At 67.9% G+C, this 15,045-nt stretch carries 16 protein-coding genes; 9 read left to right on the top strand and 7 right to left on the bottom strand.

The genetic code is table 11. The features are described 5' to 3' along the window. On the bottom strand, positions 1–200 hold a 200-nt coding region (locus C8D78_RS19080; RefSeq protein WP_279629539.1), incomplete at its 3' end, for a YchJ family protein. Positions 201–487: 287 nt separating this feature from the next. On the opposite strand from C8D78_RS19080, the gene C8D78_RS19075 reads away from it, so the two are divergent. The 4 genes from C8D78_RS19075 (at position 488) to C8D78_RS19060 (ending at position 4,254) form a co-directional block, all read left to right on the top strand. After that, the gene (locus C8D78_RS19075) at positions 488–1,057 is read left to right on the top strand and encodes a hypothetical protein (RefSeq protein WP_120955437.1); all 570 of its coding nucleotides are present in this window, start codon (positions 488–490) and stop codon (positions 1,055–1,057) included. A 40-nt stretch (positions 1,058–1,097) separates the two neighbouring features. Beyond that, positions 1,098–2,102, top strand: coding sequence for an aldo/keto reductase family protein (locus C8D78_RS19070; RefSeq protein ID WP_120955436.1), 1,005 nt, complete (start codon positions 1,098–1,100; stop codon positions 2,100–2,102). A 4-nt stretch (positions 2,103–2,106) separates the two neighbouring features. Then, positions 2,107–2,961, top strand: coding sequence for an SDR family oxidoreductase (locus C8D78_RS19065; protein ID WP_120955435.1), 855 nt, complete (start codon positions 2,107–2,109; stop codon positions 2,959–2,961). 141 nt (positions 2,962–3,102) lie between these two features. After that, positions 3,103–4,254, top strand: a complete 1,152-nt coding sequence (locus C8D78_RS19060) for a sulfite oxidase (RefSeq protein ID WP_425266722.1) — start codon at positions 3,103–3,105, stop codon at positions 4,252–4,254. On the opposite strand, the gene C8D78_RS19055 is transcribed toward C8D78_RS19060, so the two are convergent. From C8D78_RS19055 to C8D78_RS19035, 5 genes are read right to left on the bottom strand one after another with little or no spacing between them, the layout of a single operon-like run. After that, on the bottom strand, positions 4,251–5,132 hold the full coding sequence (locus C8D78_RS19055; protein WP_120955433.1) for a cytochrome c oxidase assembly protein: 882 nt from the start codon (positions 5,130–5,132) through the stop codon (positions 4,251–4,253). The genes C8D78_RS19060 and C8D78_RS19055 overlap by 4 nt on opposite strands. 35 nt (positions 5,133–5,167) lie before the next feature. Next, positions 5,168–5,647 carry an RpiB/LacA/LacB family sugar-phosphate isomerase gene (locus C8D78_RS19050; RefSeq protein WP_120955432.1) on the bottom strand — a complete coding sequence of 160 codons (480 nt, stop codon included), beginning with the start codon at positions 5,645–5,647 and terminating at the stop codon, positions 5,168–5,170. After that, positions 5,644–7,416, bottom strand: coding sequence for a dihydroxyacetone kinase family protein (locus tag C8D78_RS19045; RefSeq protein WP_120955431.1), 1,773 nt, complete (start codon positions 7,414–7,416; stop codon positions 5,644–5,646). Before C8D78_RS19045 ends, C8D78_RS19050 begins: the two co-directional genes overlap by 4 nt. A 56-nt stretch (positions 7,417–7,472) precedes the next feature. Beyond that, positions 7,473–8,249, bottom strand: a complete 777-nt coding sequence (locus C8D78_RS19040; protein ID WP_120955430.1) for an SDR family NAD(P)-dependent oxidoreductase — start codon at positions 8,247–8,249, stop codon at positions 7,473–7,475. A gap of 33 nt (positions 8,250–8,282) precedes the next feature. Continuing rightward, complete coding sequence (locus tag C8D78_RS19035; RefSeq protein WP_120955429.1) at positions 8,283–9,107, bottom strand: sugar phosphate isomerase/epimerase family protein; 825 nt, start codon at positions 9,105–9,107, stop codon at positions 8,283–8,285. Positions 9,108–9,301: 194 nt separating this feature from the next. Here C8D78_RS19035 and C8D78_RS19030 point away from each other — a divergent pair, with 194 nt between their 5' ends. The 4 genes from C8D78_RS19030 (at position 9,302) to C8D78_RS19015 (ending at position 13,368) form a co-directional block, all read left to right on the top strand. Continuing rightward, the gene (locus C8D78_RS19030; protein WP_120955428.1) at positions 9,302–10,639 is read left to right on the top strand and encodes an MFS transporter; all 1,338 of its coding nucleotides are present in this window, start codon (positions 9,302–9,304) and stop codon (positions 10,637–10,639) included. 66 nt (positions 10,640–10,705) lie between these two features. Continuing rightward, positions 10,706–11,605 carry a transketolase gene (locus C8D78_RS19025; protein ID WP_120955427.1) on the top strand — a complete coding sequence of 300 codons (900 nt, stop codon included), beginning with the start codon at positions 10,706–10,708 and terminating at the stop codon, positions 11,603–11,605. After that, positions 11,602–12,594 carry a transketolase family protein gene (locus tag C8D78_RS19020; RefSeq protein WP_120955426.1) on the top strand — a complete coding sequence of 331 codons (993 nt, stop codon included), beginning with the start codon at positions 11,602–11,604 and terminating at the stop codon, positions 12,592–12,594. The genes C8D78_RS19025 and C8D78_RS19020 overlap by 4 nt, the downstream gene beginning before the upstream one ends. Before the next feature lie 114 nt (positions 12,595–12,708). Beyond that, positions 12,709–13,368 (top strand): GntR family transcriptional regulator, encoded by a 660-nt coding sequence (locus tag C8D78_RS19015; RefSeq protein ID WP_120955425.1) that lies wholly within the window; start codon positions 12,709–12,711, stop codon positions 13,366–13,368. 5 nt (positions 13,369–13,373) lie between these two features. Here the strand turns inward: C8D78_RS19015 and C8D78_RS19010 are convergent, their stop codons facing one another. After that, positions 13,374–14,153, bottom strand: coding sequence for an SDR family NAD(P)-dependent oxidoreductase (locus C8D78_RS19010; RefSeq protein WP_120955424.1), 780 nt, complete (start codon positions 14,151–14,153; stop codon positions 13,374–13,376). Positions 14,154–14,488: 335 nt separating this feature from the next. On the opposite strand from C8D78_RS19010, the gene C8D78_RS19005 reads away from it, so the two are divergent. Further along, positions 14,489–14,941: a hypothetical protein gene (locus C8D78_RS19005; RefSeq protein WP_244208504.1), complete on the top strand. Its 453-nt coding sequence runs from the start codon at positions 14,489–14,491 to the stop codon at positions 14,939–14,941. The last annotated feature ends 104 nt before the right edge of the window (positions 14,942–15,045 follow it).

The raw sequence follows: 15,045 nt of genomic DNA, 5'->3' as shown, positions 1-15,045 counted from the left end.
GCGGGACGGGTGTCCGGGTGCCAGGTCCGCAGCAGGTAATCCGCGTCCCCGACCACGAAGGCGCTGTACCGGGAGCGCATGAGCTGTTCCGCCGTCGGCGCCTCGGCATCGCCGCGATGAAACGGGCCGCAACAGCGGTCATATTGCTCGCCGGACAGGCACGCGCAGTTCCCCTGATACGGCCCGGCCGGTGCGCTCATGCCCGGTCCGCCGGCACTGCTCCGTGGGGCGCCGAATCGGCTGCTGCTGCGTGCGTCATAAGGTGTCCTTCCGGCGGGCCGGAGCGTGCCGGCAGAGATGTCTTGACTATAGACGTCTGGTGCCCGGCGCCGAACGCCGCTCGGGGATGACGGCTTCGACACATCTTCGCCGGGACCGGGCGGGGCGGCACGGGGCCCGCGAAAAGTACGTATTGTTAAGGGGACTCCTGCCCGCCACTTGCCTGCGGCAGGGACCACGCTGAAGCAGGCCGGCAAGGAAAGGTGACATGGAAGATCCAACGACCATTGTGTTGCACCTGACCTATTTCGGGACTCTCGGCGTCGCATTCGTCATGTTCCTCGGTCTCTTCGTCGTGTTCGCCGTGACCCTGGTGATTGCCGGGATCGGCCGGTTGGCAGTTGTGGTCGTCCTGGCTATTGCCGGCGCCCTCAGCGGAAATCCGGGGCGTCCCGCCGCGGCGCTGAAACCGCGCCGCCCCGCCAGGAATGCCGGCAAGAAGGAACCCGCCCTGTCGCCGGAATGGGCGGCGGCCGTGGCCCGGGCAGATGCCCGCGCCGTGGCAAGGGCCAGGGCCGAAGCCGGCCCGGCCGTCCGGGTCTCCGTCCGGAACCTGCCCGACCCGAAGGCACCGGCGCGGGACATCACGGAAGTCTCGGCCCTCGTGGCATCGGCCACGGACGCCAACGGACCGCTTGGCACCGCCCCGCGAGCATTCAAGAAGCCCCCCATGCCAGCTGCGCAGTCCCTGCTCGACACCGGTTCGCTGGTATCCCTGCACGGCAGCCTCAAGGCCGCGAAGCTCAACCAGCCTGGCCAGGACCGCAAAGCCGGCTGAGCCCTTACCCCGGGCAGGTAAGTCCGCTACGTTGGAACCCATGGAATTCAGATACCTCGGCAACAGCGGCTTCAAGATTTCAGAAATCACCTTCGGCAACTGGCTGACCCATGGCTCCCAGGTGGCGAACGACGTCGCCACCCAGTGCGTCCGGGCCGCGCTTGACGCCGGTATCAGCACCTTTGACACGGCCGACGTCTACGCCAACACGCTGGCGGAGACTGTTCTTGGCGAAGCCCTCAAGGACGAGCGCCGGGAGTCGCTGGAGATCTTCACGAAGGTCTTCGGCCCCACCGGGCCCAAAGGCCACAATGATCTGGGCCTTTCCCGCAAGCACATCATGGAGTCCGTCAACGGCTCCCTGAAGCGGCTGCAGACCGACTACGTGGACCTCTACCAGGCCCACCGCTATGACTACGAGACGCCGCTGGAAGAGACCATGCAGGCGTTCGCGGACATCGTGCGGCAGGGCAAGGCCCTTTACATTGGGGTCAGCGAGTGGACGGCCAACCAGATCCGCGAAGGCCATGCCCTCGCCAAAGAACTGGGCTTCCAACTGATCTCCAACCAGCCGCAATACTCCATGCTGTGGAGGGTGATCGAAGCCGAGGTGATTCCGGCGTCGGAGGAACTGGGCCTGTCCCAGATCGTCTGGTCCCCCATGGCGCAGGGCGTGCTCAGCGGCAAATACCACCCCGGGAAGCCGGCTCCCGAAGGCAGTCGCGCCACGGACACAAAGGGCGGTTCCCGGATGATCGAGCGCTGGATGTCCGACGAGGTCCTCACCGGCGTCCAGCAACTCAAGCCGATCGCGGCCGAGGCCGGGTTGACCATGGCCCAGCTCAGCATCGCCTGGGTACTGCAGAACAAGAACGTGGCCTCGGCCATCATGGGCGCGTCCCGGCCGGAGCAGATCGAGAAGAACGTGGCAGCCGCCGGCGTGAAGCTGGACCCGGTAATCATGGACAAGATCGATGCAATCGTCGGTGCGCTGGCCGAACGCGACCCCGCGCAGACCAAATCGCCCGCCTCCCGCGAGGCGTAGGCCCATGCCCAACGCGCCTGAACTGGCCGTCACCGGATCCACCGGCCACCTGGGCGGCATGGTGGCCAGGCTGCTGGCCAGCGCCGGCAGCGAACAACGCCTCCTGGTGCGGGACACCGCCCGGGCGCCCGAACTCGAAGGCGCCACCCCTTTCGTGACTTCCTACGCCGAGCCCGGGCGCGCGAAGGCGGCGCTGGCCGGCGTGACGACGCTGTTCATGGTGTCCGCCGCCGAGGCCGAGGACCGTCTGCAACAGCACTACGCCTTCGTCGACGCGGCGGCCGAGGCGGGCGTCCGGCACGTTGTGTACACCTCATTCTTCGGGGCGGCCCCGGACTCCACGTTCACCCTGGGCCGGGACCACTTCGCGACGGAGGAACGGATCAAAGCCTCCGGCATGGCCTACACGTTCCTGCGGGACAACTTCTACCTGGACTTCCTGCCGCTGCTGGCCGGGGACGACGGCGTCATCCGCGGCCCCGCAGGCGACGGCGTGATGGCGGCCGTCGCTCGGGCGGACATCGCCCGTTCAGCCGTCACCGTGCTGCGCGACCCGGCCCTGCATGAGGGAAAGACCTACGATCTGACAGGCCCGGAGGACATCTCCCTGGCCCGCGGCGCGGAGCTCCTGACCGCCGGCACCGGCCGGACCATCACCTTCCACAACGAGACCCTGGCGGAGGCCTACGCCTCGCGCGCCTCCTATGGGGCGCCGCCCTGGCAGGTGGATGCCTGGGTGAGCACCTACACGGCCATCGCGGCCGGTGAACTGGCCGGCCCTACGTCAGCGGTGCATGAGCTGACGGGCCGTGAGCCGCTGAGCCTCGAGCAGTTCCTGGCGGAGTCTCACACGCTGTAGGCCGCGGCGCCGGTTTCCGTTGGGCTGGACTCCGCGGGGCCGGCAGAGCCCAGTATTGACGGCTTCCGGGCTGCGGCGTAGACCTGAATTCAGGTGACGCCGGCCAAACCCGGGCCGGCCGGAGAAGAATCGCAGCACGCCATGCCAAAGCAAATGTCCCGACACTCCTCTGTCCTGAAGAGCCCGCGCCGGCAGAGCGGGAAACCCGGACCGAATCCCGGCGTCCCGAGCCACGGCCCGTTGACCGGGGAGGAGCTCCAGCTCGCCGTGCGGAACCACTCCATGCCCCTCGAGGCCCTGCAGAGCGAGACCACGCCGCCCGGGCTGCACTACGTGCTCACCCACTTCGACATCCCGTTCATCGACGCCGAGCATTGGCACCTGCAGATCGGCGGCGCCGTGCAGCGGTCCCTGGAGCTGAGCATGCGGGCCCTTCGCCGGGCGCCGAGCATCACCATCCCGGTCACGCTGGAGTGCGCCGGCAACGGCAGGTCCCTCCTGCGGCCCCGCCCGCTGAGCCAGCCCTGGATGTTGGAAGGGGTGGGCACCGCCGTGTGGACCGGCGTCCCACTCGCCTACCTGCTCACCCAGGCCGGCGTGGAGGACGACGCCGTCGAGGTGCTCTTCAGCGGGGCGGACGCCGGCATCCAGGGCGGTGTCGCCCAGAACTACGCCCGGAGCCTGCCGATCGGGGAGGCCCTGCGGCCCGACGTCGTGCTGGCCTACCGGATGAACGGCGCGGACCTGCCGCCGCAGCACGGCTACCCGCTCCGGTTGGTGGTGCCGGGCTGGTACGGCATGGCCAGCGTGAAGTGGCTGTCTTCCATCAAGGTTCTGACCAAGCCTTATAAGGGCTTTCAGCAGGCCGAGGCCTACCGATACCAGCAGGATGCCGACGACCCCGGCACCCCGGTCACGTGGATGAAGGTCCGCTCGCTGATGGTTCCTCCGGGGGTTCCGGACTTCTTCACCCGGAGCCGGGTGGTGCCCCCGGGTCCGGTGATGCTGACGGGCCGGGCCTGGTCCGGGCAGGGCGCCGTGCAGCGCGTCGACGTCGGGATCGACGGCAAATGGGCCCCGGCCCATCTGGAACACCCGGCCGCGGCGTTCGCGTGGTGCGGGTGGTCGATGCCGTGGGTGGCCGATCCCGGCGACCACGAGCTCAGCTGCCGCGCCACCGATTCCAGCGGTGCGGTGCAGCCGCTGGAACAGGTGTGGAATTACCAGGGCATGGGCAACAACGTGGTCCAGCGGATCAAAGTCAGCGTGGAGCAGCCTGATCCGGTGACTTAGCGGCCCCGCCGCAGGTGCTCGGCATTAAGTTCGTCGAGTTCCGCATCGGTGAGGTCATCGAAGCCCCGGGCCTCCCGTTTGTCGCTGCGGGAGAACCGGATGAACATCAGGATGATCAGGGGAAGATCGACAATTTCGCAGATAAACCAGAGAACGTCACCCGCCAGTTGCTGGTCGCGCAGGGCGCCGGGAAACCAGCCCACCGCGGACTGCACTGCCGTGACGTGATCAAGCACCTGGCCGTTGAGGCGCAGCAGGATCCCCGGTATGGCATCGACTAACAGCTCAATGAAGACGAACACGATTTCCAGGGTGAAGAAGGCGCTGCTGCGGCGGAAATCCGCCTCCTCGATGATCGGCAGGGCCATCAGCATGCCGAGCAGCGGAACGCCGAAGGTCAGCAGCGCCTCCGCCGTGGGGGTCGCCCGCAGGGTGTAGAAGGCCGGCGTGAGGAACGTCGAGAACAGCGCCAGGCCAAGGAGCGGGGCCACCATGGAATTGCTTAACAACCGGACGCTCCGGTGCGAGAGCGCCGTATTGAGCCGTTCCACGCCCCGCGGCGGGAGGGCCGCCCGGGCCAGGGAGATTGGCTTCCCCAGGCCGATCAGCAACGGCACCACGAAGAGCAACAGGGAAATCTTCAGGGTGAAGGCCCATCGGAGCTGGGCGCTATAGACACCCGGGAACCCGCAGGTCAGCACGGTGAGGGACCCCAGGCCCAGGAGATAGAACGCCAGCGTCCGCCACACGGCCGGGCGCTGGCCGCGCGCCGCCGCGGCCCTAAGGCCGAGGGCATACAACACCGCCGACCCGCTGATCAGGACGGCGGCGGCCCAGTCGATCTGCCAGGCGGTGAGAATTACTTCAAGGGGCGGCACGGGCCCATGATAGTCGCCCATCCTTGGAAGACCTCTCAGCAGCCCTCAAAGTCGGTGAGCACCTTAACCTTGTCCGCCGAGGCGGAGGCGGGATCGAAGGTGTAGCCGATCCATTCCCGCGCGAGCCGCCGCGCCAGTTCCAGCCCGACCACGCGCTGGCCCATGGTGAGGACCTGGCAGTCGTTGGAGAGTACGGAGCGCTCCACGCTGAAGGAGTCATGGGCCGTCGCGGCCCGAATGCCGTCCACCTTGTTGGCGGCAATGGCGACACCGATCCCCGTCCCGCAGAACAGGATGGCCCGGTCGGCCTGCCCGTCCCTGATCAGCTCCCCGGCGGCGATGCCGACATACGGGTACGGCTTGGCGAACAGCTCGGGGGCATCGCCGCGGTTGACGCCGATATCGATGACTTCGGCGATCCGCGGATCCGTGCGCAGGTCCGCCAGGATCTGGTCCTTGTAGTCCACGCCAGCCTCGTCCGCGCCCACAATGAGGCGGATGCCTGCCGGGCTCATGAGCGTGCTCCTGCCGGCTGCCGCACACCGGCGATGTTCGCACCGGCGATGTTTGCAGCGGCGAGGTGCGGACCGAACACGGTGAACACCATGGCCAGGGACGTGGCCCCCGGGTCCGGTGTCCCTACGCTCTTTTCCGCCAGGGGCCGCGCCCGCCCTTTCAGCGGACGCAGGGCCGCGGTGGCCTCCGCCGCGGCGGTGGCCTCCCGCGCCGCTTCCGACCAGCCGGCATCCGCACCGGTCCCTTCGCCGGCCAGCCGGCTGAAGGTTTCAACAAACGGGACCAGCGCGTCCACCATGGTCTTGTCGCCGACGTCGGCCTTGCCGAGCCCGGCGATCCGGGCGGCGAAGGCCGCCACCGCCGCCGCAAGTTCCGCCGCGTCTGGCGACTGGTCATTGCCCAGGCACTCGCCGAACGCCCGCAGCCCGGCGCCCCACAGCACGCCGGAGGTGCCGCCGGCATTGTCCGCCCAGGCATCTCCGGCGGTGGCCAGAACGGTCCCCGCGCCGGCGCCGCGGGACAAAGCCCCTGCGGCCGCGGCACACGCCGCATCTATCCCGCGGACCATGCCCCGCCCGTGGTCGCCGTCGCCGGCGATGGCGTCGAGGTCGCCGAGGGATTTTTCGGCGTCGTGGAGTGCCTCGCGGGCCGCCGCCAGGGCCGCGACGCAGTGCTGAGCGTATTCACGCGATGCATCGCCGGCGGCGAAGGCCTCCGGCGCCGCCGTGGCCTCGGCCGGCGCCGTCTCGTCAGCCTCGCCGCCGGGGATCCCGGCATTCCCGCGCCGGTAGGCGGGGGTCTCGGCGGGAGCAGTCCAGAGCGGTTCAAGCTCGTCGTCGAGCCACGTGACGGTCAGTGAGACGCCGGCCATGTCCAGGCTTGTGACAAGTTCCCCGACTTCCGGCATCACCAGCGTGTAGCCGGCGGCGCGAAGCAGCGGCGCAACGCTGAGCCAGAGGACAAAGAGCTCTTCGTGTTTGGTGGAACCGAGCCCGTTGAGAATGACGGCGATGCGGTCGCCCGCCCCGTGCGGTGTCTCGGCGAGCAGCCGGGCCACAAACTCCTGGCCCAACTCCTTGGCGGACGGCAGCTCGGTGTCGAACAGGCCGGGCTCGCCGTGGATGCCCAGGCCGAGTCCCATCTGCCGGTCCTTGAGGGTGAACAGCGGAGCGTCGGCACCGGGGAAGGTGCAGCCGTGGAAGGCGCTGCCGATGGTGCGGGTCAGGTCGTTGGCCTTGCGGCCGAGACGGACGACGTCGGCGAGGTCGGCGCCTGCTTCGGCTGCGGCGCCCATGATCTTGAAGACCGTGAAATCGCCGGCAATGCCGCGGCGTTTCCCCGATTCCGACGGCGGTGCGCTGGCGACGTCGTCCGTCACCAGGACGTTCTCCACCTGGATTCCCTCGGCGGCGAGCCGTTCGCTGGCCAGGCCGAAATTCATGACGTCACCGGCGTAGTTGCCGTAGGTGAAGACCACTCCGGCGCCGGAATCCGCGGCCTTGGCCACGGAGTAGGCCTGCTGGGCCGACGGCGAGGTGAAGATGTTCCCCACCACGGCGCCGTCGGCCAGTCCGGTGCCGATCAGCCCGGCGAAGGCCGGGTAGTGCCCGGAGCCGCCGCCGGCCAGCACGGCCACCTTCGGCTGGACTGGCCGGTGGCGGCGGACAGCGCCGCCGGGCACCTGGCGCACCAGGTTCGCGTAAACGTCGCAGAAGCCGGCGAGGGCCTCCTCGGCGAAATCTGACGGGTTGTTAAATATTCTGGTCATCGTGGGCTCTCTCGGCTGCGCCGGTGGTCTGACTCGATTACTGAGCAGTGCGGCTGCTAGTGGATGTGGCTTCCGCCGTTGATGTCGATGGTGGTTCCGGTGAGGTAGGCGGATTCCTCGGAGGACAGGAAAGTAATGACGGCCGCGATTTCCTCGGTGCTGGCGTTGCGGCCCAGCGGGATGCCAGCGTTGATGGCAGCTTCCTGTTCCTCAGTGCTGCCCACCCGGATGTTCGTGTCCACGGCGCCCGGGGTGATGGCGTTGACTGTGACGCCGGTGGCGCCGATTTCGCGGGCCAGGGCCTTGGTGAAGCCGAGGATGGCCGCCTTCGCCGCGGAGTAGGGGACCTTGCCGAAGACGCCGCCGCCGCGCTGGGCCGAGACGGAGGACATGTTCACGATCCGGCCCCAGCCGCTGGCGATCATGTCCGGCAGGAACGCCTTGGTGACCAGGTAGGTGCCCGTGGCGTTCACGGCCATGACCTTGTTCCAGAGGTCCAGGGTGGTTTCCAGGAACGGCACCGGGGAGGTGATGCCGGCGATGTTGGCCAGGGCGCCGACGGCGGGCAGGTTGCCGGCGCGGACCTCGGCGGCCACGGCCTGGTGGGCGGCGGTGACGGAGTCCTCGTTGGCGACGTCGATCTCGTGGCCGAAGGCCGGAACGTTGAATTCATTGCCGATGTCCGCGGCGACCTTGGCGGACTTCTCGCCGTCGAGGTCCAGGATCACCACGGCCCAGCCCTGGCTGGCGTAGCGGCGTGCGGTGGTGATGCCGATGCCCCGGTCCGAGGTGGCTCCGGTGAGGACGGCGGTGCGCTGGATGGTGTTGCTCATGATGCTCCTTGGGTTGTTCGTCGGTGTGGAAAGTCAGATGAGGTCGGTGATGAAGCTGGCGGCCTTGGCGGCGGCTGCCGGGCGTTCCCCGTGGGTGACGTCGCGGGTCTCCAGCTCCAGGGAGAAGTGGCCGGTGTACCCGCGGGCAGCGAGGGCGCCCAGCCCGGCGGCGAAATCGGCGTGGCCGTTGCCGATGCTGAGGTTGATGTTCCCCGGCACGGCATCGCGCAGATGGACGTGGGCGATCCGGCCCTGGTGCCGTTCGAGGTAGTCCAGCGGGTCCTCCCCGGCGGCCACGATGTGGCTGAAGTCCATGACGATCCCGACGCCGGAGCCGGCCAGCCGCTCCGCCAGCCGTTCCGCGCGCTCCAGGTTCCAGCAGAAGCGCAGGAAGTGCAGTGACTCGGTCCAGAGCTCGACGCCGAACTCCTGCGCCCGCCGCCGGGCCCCGATGAGCTGAGCGGCCACGGTGTCCAGGTCCTCGTCGATGCCGCGGACCGGCTCGTGGCCGAGGGCGCCACAGGGCAGCACAAGGGCCCTGGCGCCGGCACCGGCCGCGAGGGTGAGGAGGGCGTCAAGGTGCCGGCCCCGGGCGGACTGCGCGCCGGCGTCGAGGACGGCGTTCAGGTCCCCGATGTCCCCGTTGACCGACCGGACCCGCAGCCCGGAGGCAACAACGTCGGCCGTCACGGCGGCGACGGCCGCGGCGTCGAGGTCGTACGGGACGTGATCGCACACCCCGGGGAGGGCGCCGAGATCGATTTCCTCGAAGCCCAGGTCCGCTATGGTCCGCAGGGCCGTGGGGAGGTCCTGGTGGCGGAAGCTGATGGACGAGCAGCCGAGCCGGGAATTGAACATCGTCGTTGATCCTCTGGTCGTGCCCCCGAGGGCGGTGGTGATGTGGACCACACTACAAAGTTGACTGTCAACAGTCAACCCTTGAAGTTGACTGTTGACATTACTTATGGCGCGGGTCACACTGGCGTATCATCTGTTAACAGTCGACAGTGTCGCCGCGGAAGCGCCGGCAGCTCTCTTCGAAAGGGATTGACATGAGCAACGAAGCTCTCACCATGCGGGGCCCTGTGCACGGCACGAAGGACGCCCGTCGCGTCGCGATCGGCTCCAGCGTCGGCGCAGTGATCGAAACGTACGACTTCATTGGTTTCGGAACGGCCGCGGCCCTGTACTTCGGCACCGCGTTCTTCCCCACCGGCGATCCGGTGACGGGAACGCTGGCCGCCTTCGCCACGCTCGGCGTCGGCTTCGCGGCCCGCCCGATCGGCGGCATCATCGGGGGCCACCTCGGTGACAAGCTCGGCCGCAAGCCCGTCCTGGTGGCCTCCCTGATCCTGATGGGCATTGCCACCTTCGTGATCGGGCTGCTCCCCACCTACGGCCAGGTCGGCCTCATGGCTCCCGCCTTGCTCGTGTTCGTCCGGATCATCCAGGGCCTGGCCTTCGGCGCGGAATGGGGCGGCGCCATCCTCATGAGCTACGAGCACGCGCCCTGGAAGTCCAAGGGCAAGTACACCGGAATGGTCCAGGCCGGCTTCCCGGTCGGGCTCCTGCTGGCCAACCTCGTGTTCCTCGCCAGCGCCCAGCTCGGCGGCGAACTCGCCTGGCGCATCCCGTTCCTCGCCAGCATCGTGCTGGTGGTCGTCGGGCTCATCATCCGCTCCAAGGTCCCCGAGTCCCCGGTCTTCGACGAGGTCAAGGACAGCGGCGACATCGTGAAGTCGCCCATTACGGAGGTCCTGAAGACCGACTGGCGCAACATCGTCAAGGGCATCGGCCTCCGCATCGCCGAGACCGCAGGCTACGCCGTGTCCATCACCTACATGATTTCCTACCTGAACACCCAGCACCTGGCCGACAAGACCCAGACGCTCGTGGCCCTCTGCGTCGCCTCCGCAATCGGCATCTTCGCCACGCAGGCCTGGGCCCGCCTGACCGACCGGATCGGCCGGCGCCCGCTCTACATCTGGTCCTGCGCCTTCGCGGTGGCGTTCGCCGTCCCGATGTTCCTCCTGGTCAACACCGGCCTGTTCATCTTCATCATCGCCACCCTCGTCATCTCCTACGCCGTGTGCCAGAACTCGCTCGCCGGCGCCCAGGGCGCCTGGTTCCCGGAGCTCTTCCAGGCCAAGACCCGCGCCTCCGGCGCCTCGCTGGCATACCAGATCTCGGCCATGGTCTCCGGCTTCACCCCGTTCATCACCACCCTGCTGTTCGTCAGCTTCGGCTGGATGGGCCCGGCGCTGCTCTTCGGCACCTACGCCGCCATCGGACTGTGGGCCGCCGTCGCCACCCGTGAAACCTGGGGCAAGCGCGAACGTCAGCTCGCGGACGCAGCCACCAAAAGCACGCCCGCCCGCGTGACGGCGTAGCAACGCGCCCCGGACGCCGCCGCAGGCCTCCACAAGCTCGTCACCTCACTTTTGAAAGGCAGAATTGTGGTTCTCACACAGGAAAAAGCAACCGGCGGCAACGCCTCCGACGTCGGGGCAGAACGCCTTGAGCGGGTTACCCGCGCCGCGTTCCGGATCCGGCACCACGCCCTGAACATGGGCGAGGTCCAGGGCCAGGGCTACGTGGGCCAGGCCCTCGGCGCGGCGGACATGCTGGCGGTTGTCTACGCGGACCAGCTCCGGTTCCGCGCCGAGGATCCCCACTGGGAGGAACGCGACCGGTTCCTGCTCTCCACCGGCCATTACGCAATCGGCCACTACGCGGCCCTCGCCGAGGCCGGGATCATCCCCGTCACCGAACTGGAGACCTACGGCTCGGACAATTCACGGCTGCCGATGTCCGGGATGTCCACCTACACGCCCGGCATGGAGATCTCCGGCGGCTCCCTCGGCCACGGGCTCTCCATCGCCGTCGGCTCCGCCTTGGGCCTGCGGTACCAGGGCTCGGACGCCCGGGTCTACAACTTCCTCTCCGACGGCGAACTCGACGAAGGCTCCACGTGGGAGGCCGCGATGGGCGCGCACCACCACCAGCTTGGCAACCTCACCGCGATGGTGGACATCAACGCCCTGCAGGCCGACGGGAAGACCGACACCGTGCTGCGCACCGAGCCCGTCACCGAAAAGTGGGAGGCCTTCGGCTGGTTCACCCAGCGCGTGGACGGGAACGACGCCGGCGCGCTGCTCGCCGCATTCGACAAGGCCGCCGCCCAGGCCGCCGGCGTCGGACGTCCCTCCGTGATCCTGTGCGACACGAAGGTGGGCCGCGGCGTTCCGCTGCTCGAAGACCGCGAGAAGGCGCACTTCATGCGCATCGAAGAACACGAATGGCAGCTCTGCCGCGAGCAGCTGACCGCAGGATTCGAAGGAAAGGCCGCACGATGAGCACCGCCACCACACCCAAGCTGAAGACCTCGGCCATGATCGCGTCTTTCGCGGATCCGGGCCAGAAGACCGCGTCCGCACCCTTCGGGCACGCCCTAGTCAAGGCCGCGCAGGAGAACGGGAAAATCGTGGGCCTGACCGCGGACCTGGGCAAGTACACCGACATGCACATCTTCGCCCAGGCCTTCCCGGAACGCTTTTTCCAGATGGGCATGGCCGAGCAGCTGCTCTTCGGCGCCGCGGCCGGTCTGGCGGAGACGGGTCTGATCCCGTTCGCGTCCACGTACTCGGTGTTCGCCGCCCGGCGCGCCTACGATTTCCTGTGCCTGGACGCCGCCGAGCCGAACCTCAACGTCAACATCGTCGGCGGGCTCCCCGGGCTGACCACCGGCTACGGCCCCAGCCACCAGGCGACCGAGGACATGGCGATCTTCCGCGGCATGCCCAACCTGACCATCGTGGACCCGTGCGACTCCCTGGACATCGAACAGGCCGTCCCGCAACTGGCGGCCAGCGAAGGTCCCACGTACCTGCGGCTGCTGCGCGGCAACGTCCCCACCGTGCTGGACGAGTACGACTACACGTTCGAGCTCGGCAAGGCGAAAGTCCTGCGCGGGGGCAACGACGTCGTTTTCATCTCCAGCGGGCTCATGACCATGCGGGCGCTGCAGGCCGCCGAGGCGCTGGCGGCGCACCACGTGGACGTCGCCGTCGTGCACGCCCCCACGATCAAGCCGTTCGACGCCGCGACGGTCCTCGCCGAGCTGAACACCGACCGCCTCGCGGTGACGCTGGAGAACCACAGCGTGGTGGGCGGCCTCTTCGAGACCGTCGCCGCGGCCGTGGTCACCGCCGGACTCGGCAAACGGGTGGTGCCGGTGGCGCTACCCGATGAGTTCCTCGACGCCGGCGCACTGCCCACCCTGCACGATCGGTACGGTCTCTCCGTGCAGCGGATCGTCGCCAAGGTCCTGGCCGAACTCGGCTGAGGCCAGCTTGGGGCCGCCGCGGGGCCGGCAGCTGCCGGCCCCGCGCGCGTGCCGTACCATCAACTGTTAACACACCAACTGTAAACAGTTGACCACTGACAGTGAGGACAGACCATGGCCGGAGCAACAGCCCCGCTGCTCGGACTCGCAAAGATGAGCCTCCGCGAGCAGGCGCTATCCGCCCTGCGCACGGCCATCACCAGCGGTGAACTCGAACCCGGCAGGCATCTGGTGGAGACGGAACTTTCCGACATGCTCCAGATCAGCCGGGGAACACTCCGCGAGGCTCTGCGCCAACTGGAGCAGGAAGGACTGCTCTCCGCCGGACCGCGCGGTCGGCTGTCCGTCCGGCATCTGGATGGCAAGGAAATCCGGGACATCTTCGCAGTCCGGGCGGCACTGGAGTCGCTCGCAGTCCGCACGCTGTGCGAGCTGCCGGACCGGGCTTCCGTGATCGCGTCCCTGCGCTCGGCGATCGACGCCATGTCGGCGGCCGCCGAGGGGAGCCTGGAGGAACGGATCGAATCCGACCTCGAGTTCCACCGGACCCTGTGCCGGCTTACCGGAAACGAGACTCTGCTTCACTCCTGGGAATCGCTGGAGGGTTCCATCCGGATGTCCATCATGTTCGCCGGGATTGAACGGGCCGTCAGCAACATGAGTGTGGACCGGCACCACGACATCGTCGCCGCGATCGAGACCGGCGACGCCGTTCTGGCCCGCACAACAATCCTCGAACACATGGATGTGGCGGCCTCCAACCTGGTGGCCTAGCGGCGTCAGTAGTCCACGATCGCGCCGGAGGAAATGTTGACCGTCGCGTCGGTGATGGCCGCCGCCTTGTCCGAGACGACGAAGCAGGCCACGTTGCCCACGTCCGTCAGGGTGGCCGTGCGGTTCAGGTGTGCGGTTCTGGCGATCTCCACCACGATCTCCTCCCGGCTTTCGGCCTGCCACGGGATGGTTTCGATAATGCCGCCGGTGACCATGGTGACCACCCGGATCCCGTGCTTTCCCAGCTCAAGGGCCCATTGCCGGCGCAGTCCCTCCATCGCGTCCAGCGCCACCTTGAACCCGCCCAGGCCGTGAACGGTCTGCGGTCCCGAGCCACCGAACATGAGCACGACGCCGGAGCGCTGCTTGACCATGTGCACGGCCGCCGCGCGGGTGGTGAGAAAGTGAGTACGCGCGGCCAGTGTGATGGGACGGGTGAAGTCGTCCGCGTCAATTTCCATAAGCGGCTGCTGGACGTCGCCGAACGAGATCACATTGAAGGAGATATCAATCCTCCTGCTCTTCTTCGCCACCCGGTTCACGAAGGCGTCCACCTGCTCTTCATCCAGGGCATCGACGACGGCCGTTTCGGCTGTTCCGCCGGCTTCGCGAATATCGCGGGCCACTTTCTCCAGCCGCGACTCGGTCCTTCCTGCGATGTGGACCATGGCGCCTTCGGCCGCGAATGCCCTCGCCACGGCCCCGCCGACCGCCCCGCCGCCGCCGTAGATCAGGGCGGTCTTGCCGTCCAGCAAGCCGTTTTCCGGAAGACCGTTGTTCAGCATGGTCGCCTGCCTAGTGCCGGGGTTCGTGAATTCCCTCAACTATGTTCTTGCAGGCGGCCGGTGGCAAGAGGACCGGGGCCGTGCGGACCGCCGTGGCCGGATGGCTGGCAAGGTCCGGGACAACGCCGGGACCCGGCCAGGCGTCCCCCCAATGCACACTCCTGGCCGAACCGCGACGCATCGGGCGGCAATTTTGCCGCCCCCTGCAGGCGAGGCATTGGACACGTCCAATTTCTCGTCCTGAGCGTACCCGGAAAGATTAGACATGTCTAATCTGTTAGAATCGCAAGCGAACCGACATCTCGGGACACGCCCGGTCGCATGATATTCGTCTGATGAAAGAGGCCACCGTGAGCAGCGACCAGCCGACTTCCGCGCCGGGCCTTGCCCTCGCCCGCAAGCTGAACATCCTCCTGGACACCGCCGAAGCCGAGGGCCGGAAGATCACGTTCGCCGACGTCCGGGACGCCATGGCCGCTGCCGGCTCGCCGCTCTCTCGCGCAAGGTGGCACTACATGCGATCGGGCACAGGACCGGCGGTCAAGAAGGTCGAACTCCTGCAGAACCTGGCAAGGTTCTTCGGGGTAAGCGAGAACTACCTGATCGACGGCGACGACGAGCTTCCGCCCCGAGTGGAGGCGCAGCTGGAACTGCTCGCCTCCATGCGGGCCAACAAGGTACGCAACTTTGCCGCCCGCCAGCTGGACGGCCTCTCCTCTGAGACGCTCCTCCAGATCCGGGACCTGATCGACGAACAGCTCTCCCGTGAGCAGCCCGACCAGCCCTGAGTAGTCCACTAACCACACGTTGACCTGCGCTGATATGCTTCTGGCGAGGTTTGGCCGTCAGGAAGCGGCGTGTCCATGCTGACGCTCTATCAACAGCCAAGGAC

It is taken from the genome of Arthrobacter oryzae, from assembly GCF_003634095.1.
Lineage (GTDB): Bacteria > Actinomycetota > Actinomycetes > Actinomycetales > Micrococcaceae > Arthrobacter > Arthrobacter oryzae.
Note: the sequence above shows the minus strand (reverse complement) of the source record. Positions and strands in the feature narration are given on the sequence as shown.

Excerpts from the sequence above, each read along its gene's own strand:
- C8D78_RS19065 (WP_120955435.1), top strand. The coding sequence starts at position 2,107 with ATGCCCAACGCGCCTGAACTGGCCGTCACCGGATCCACCGGCCACCTG.
- C8D78_RS19005 (WP_244208504.1), top strand. The coding sequence starts at position 14,489 with ATGAAAGAGGCCACCGTGAGCAGCGACCAGCCGACTTCCGCGCCGGGC.
- C8D78_RS19015 (WP_120955425.1), top strand. The coding sequence starts at position 12,709 with ATGGCCGGAGCAACAGCCCCGCTGCTCGGACTCGCAAAGATGAGCCTC.
- C8D78_RS19030 (WP_120955428.1), top strand. The coding sequence starts at position 9,302 with ATGAGCAACGAAGCTCTCACCATGCGGGGCCCTGTGCACGGCACGAAG.
- C8D78_RS19050 (WP_120955432.1), bottom strand. The coding sequence starts at position 5,647 with ATGAGCCCGGCAGGCATCCGCCTCATTGTGGGCGCGGACGAGGCTGGC.
- C8D78_RS19035 (WP_120955429.1), bottom strand. The coding sequence starts at position 9,107 with ATGTTCAATTCCCGGCTCGGCTGCTCGTCCATCAGCTTCCGCCACCAG.
- C8D78_RS19060 (WP_425266722.1), top strand. The coding sequence starts at position 3,103 with ATGCCAAAGCAAATGTCCCGACACTCCTCTGTCCTGAAGAGCCCGCGC.
- C8D78_RS19010 (WP_120955424.1), bottom strand. The coding sequence starts at position 14,153 with ATGCTGAACAACGGTCTTCCGGAAAACGGCTTGCTGGACGGCAAGACC.
- C8D78_RS19040 (WP_120955430.1), bottom strand. The coding sequence starts at position 8,249 with ATGAGCAACACCATCCAGCGCACCGCCGTCCTCACCGGAGCCACCTCG.
- C8D78_RS19045 (WP_120955431.1), bottom strand. The coding sequence starts at position 7,416 with ATGACCAGAATATTTAACAACCCGTCAGATTTCGCCGAGGAGGCCCTC.
- C8D78_RS19020 (WP_120955426.1), top strand. The coding sequence starts at position 11,602 with ATGAGCACCGCCACCACACCCAAGCTGAAGACCTCGGCCATGATCGCG.
- C8D78_RS19075 (WP_120955437.1), top strand. The coding sequence starts at position 488 with ATGGAAGATCCAACGACCATTGTGTTGCACCTGACCTATTTCGGGACT.
- C8D78_RS19070 (WP_120955436.1), top strand. The coding sequence starts at position 1,098 with ATGGAATTCAGATACCTCGGCAACAGCGGCTTCAAGATTTCAGAAATC.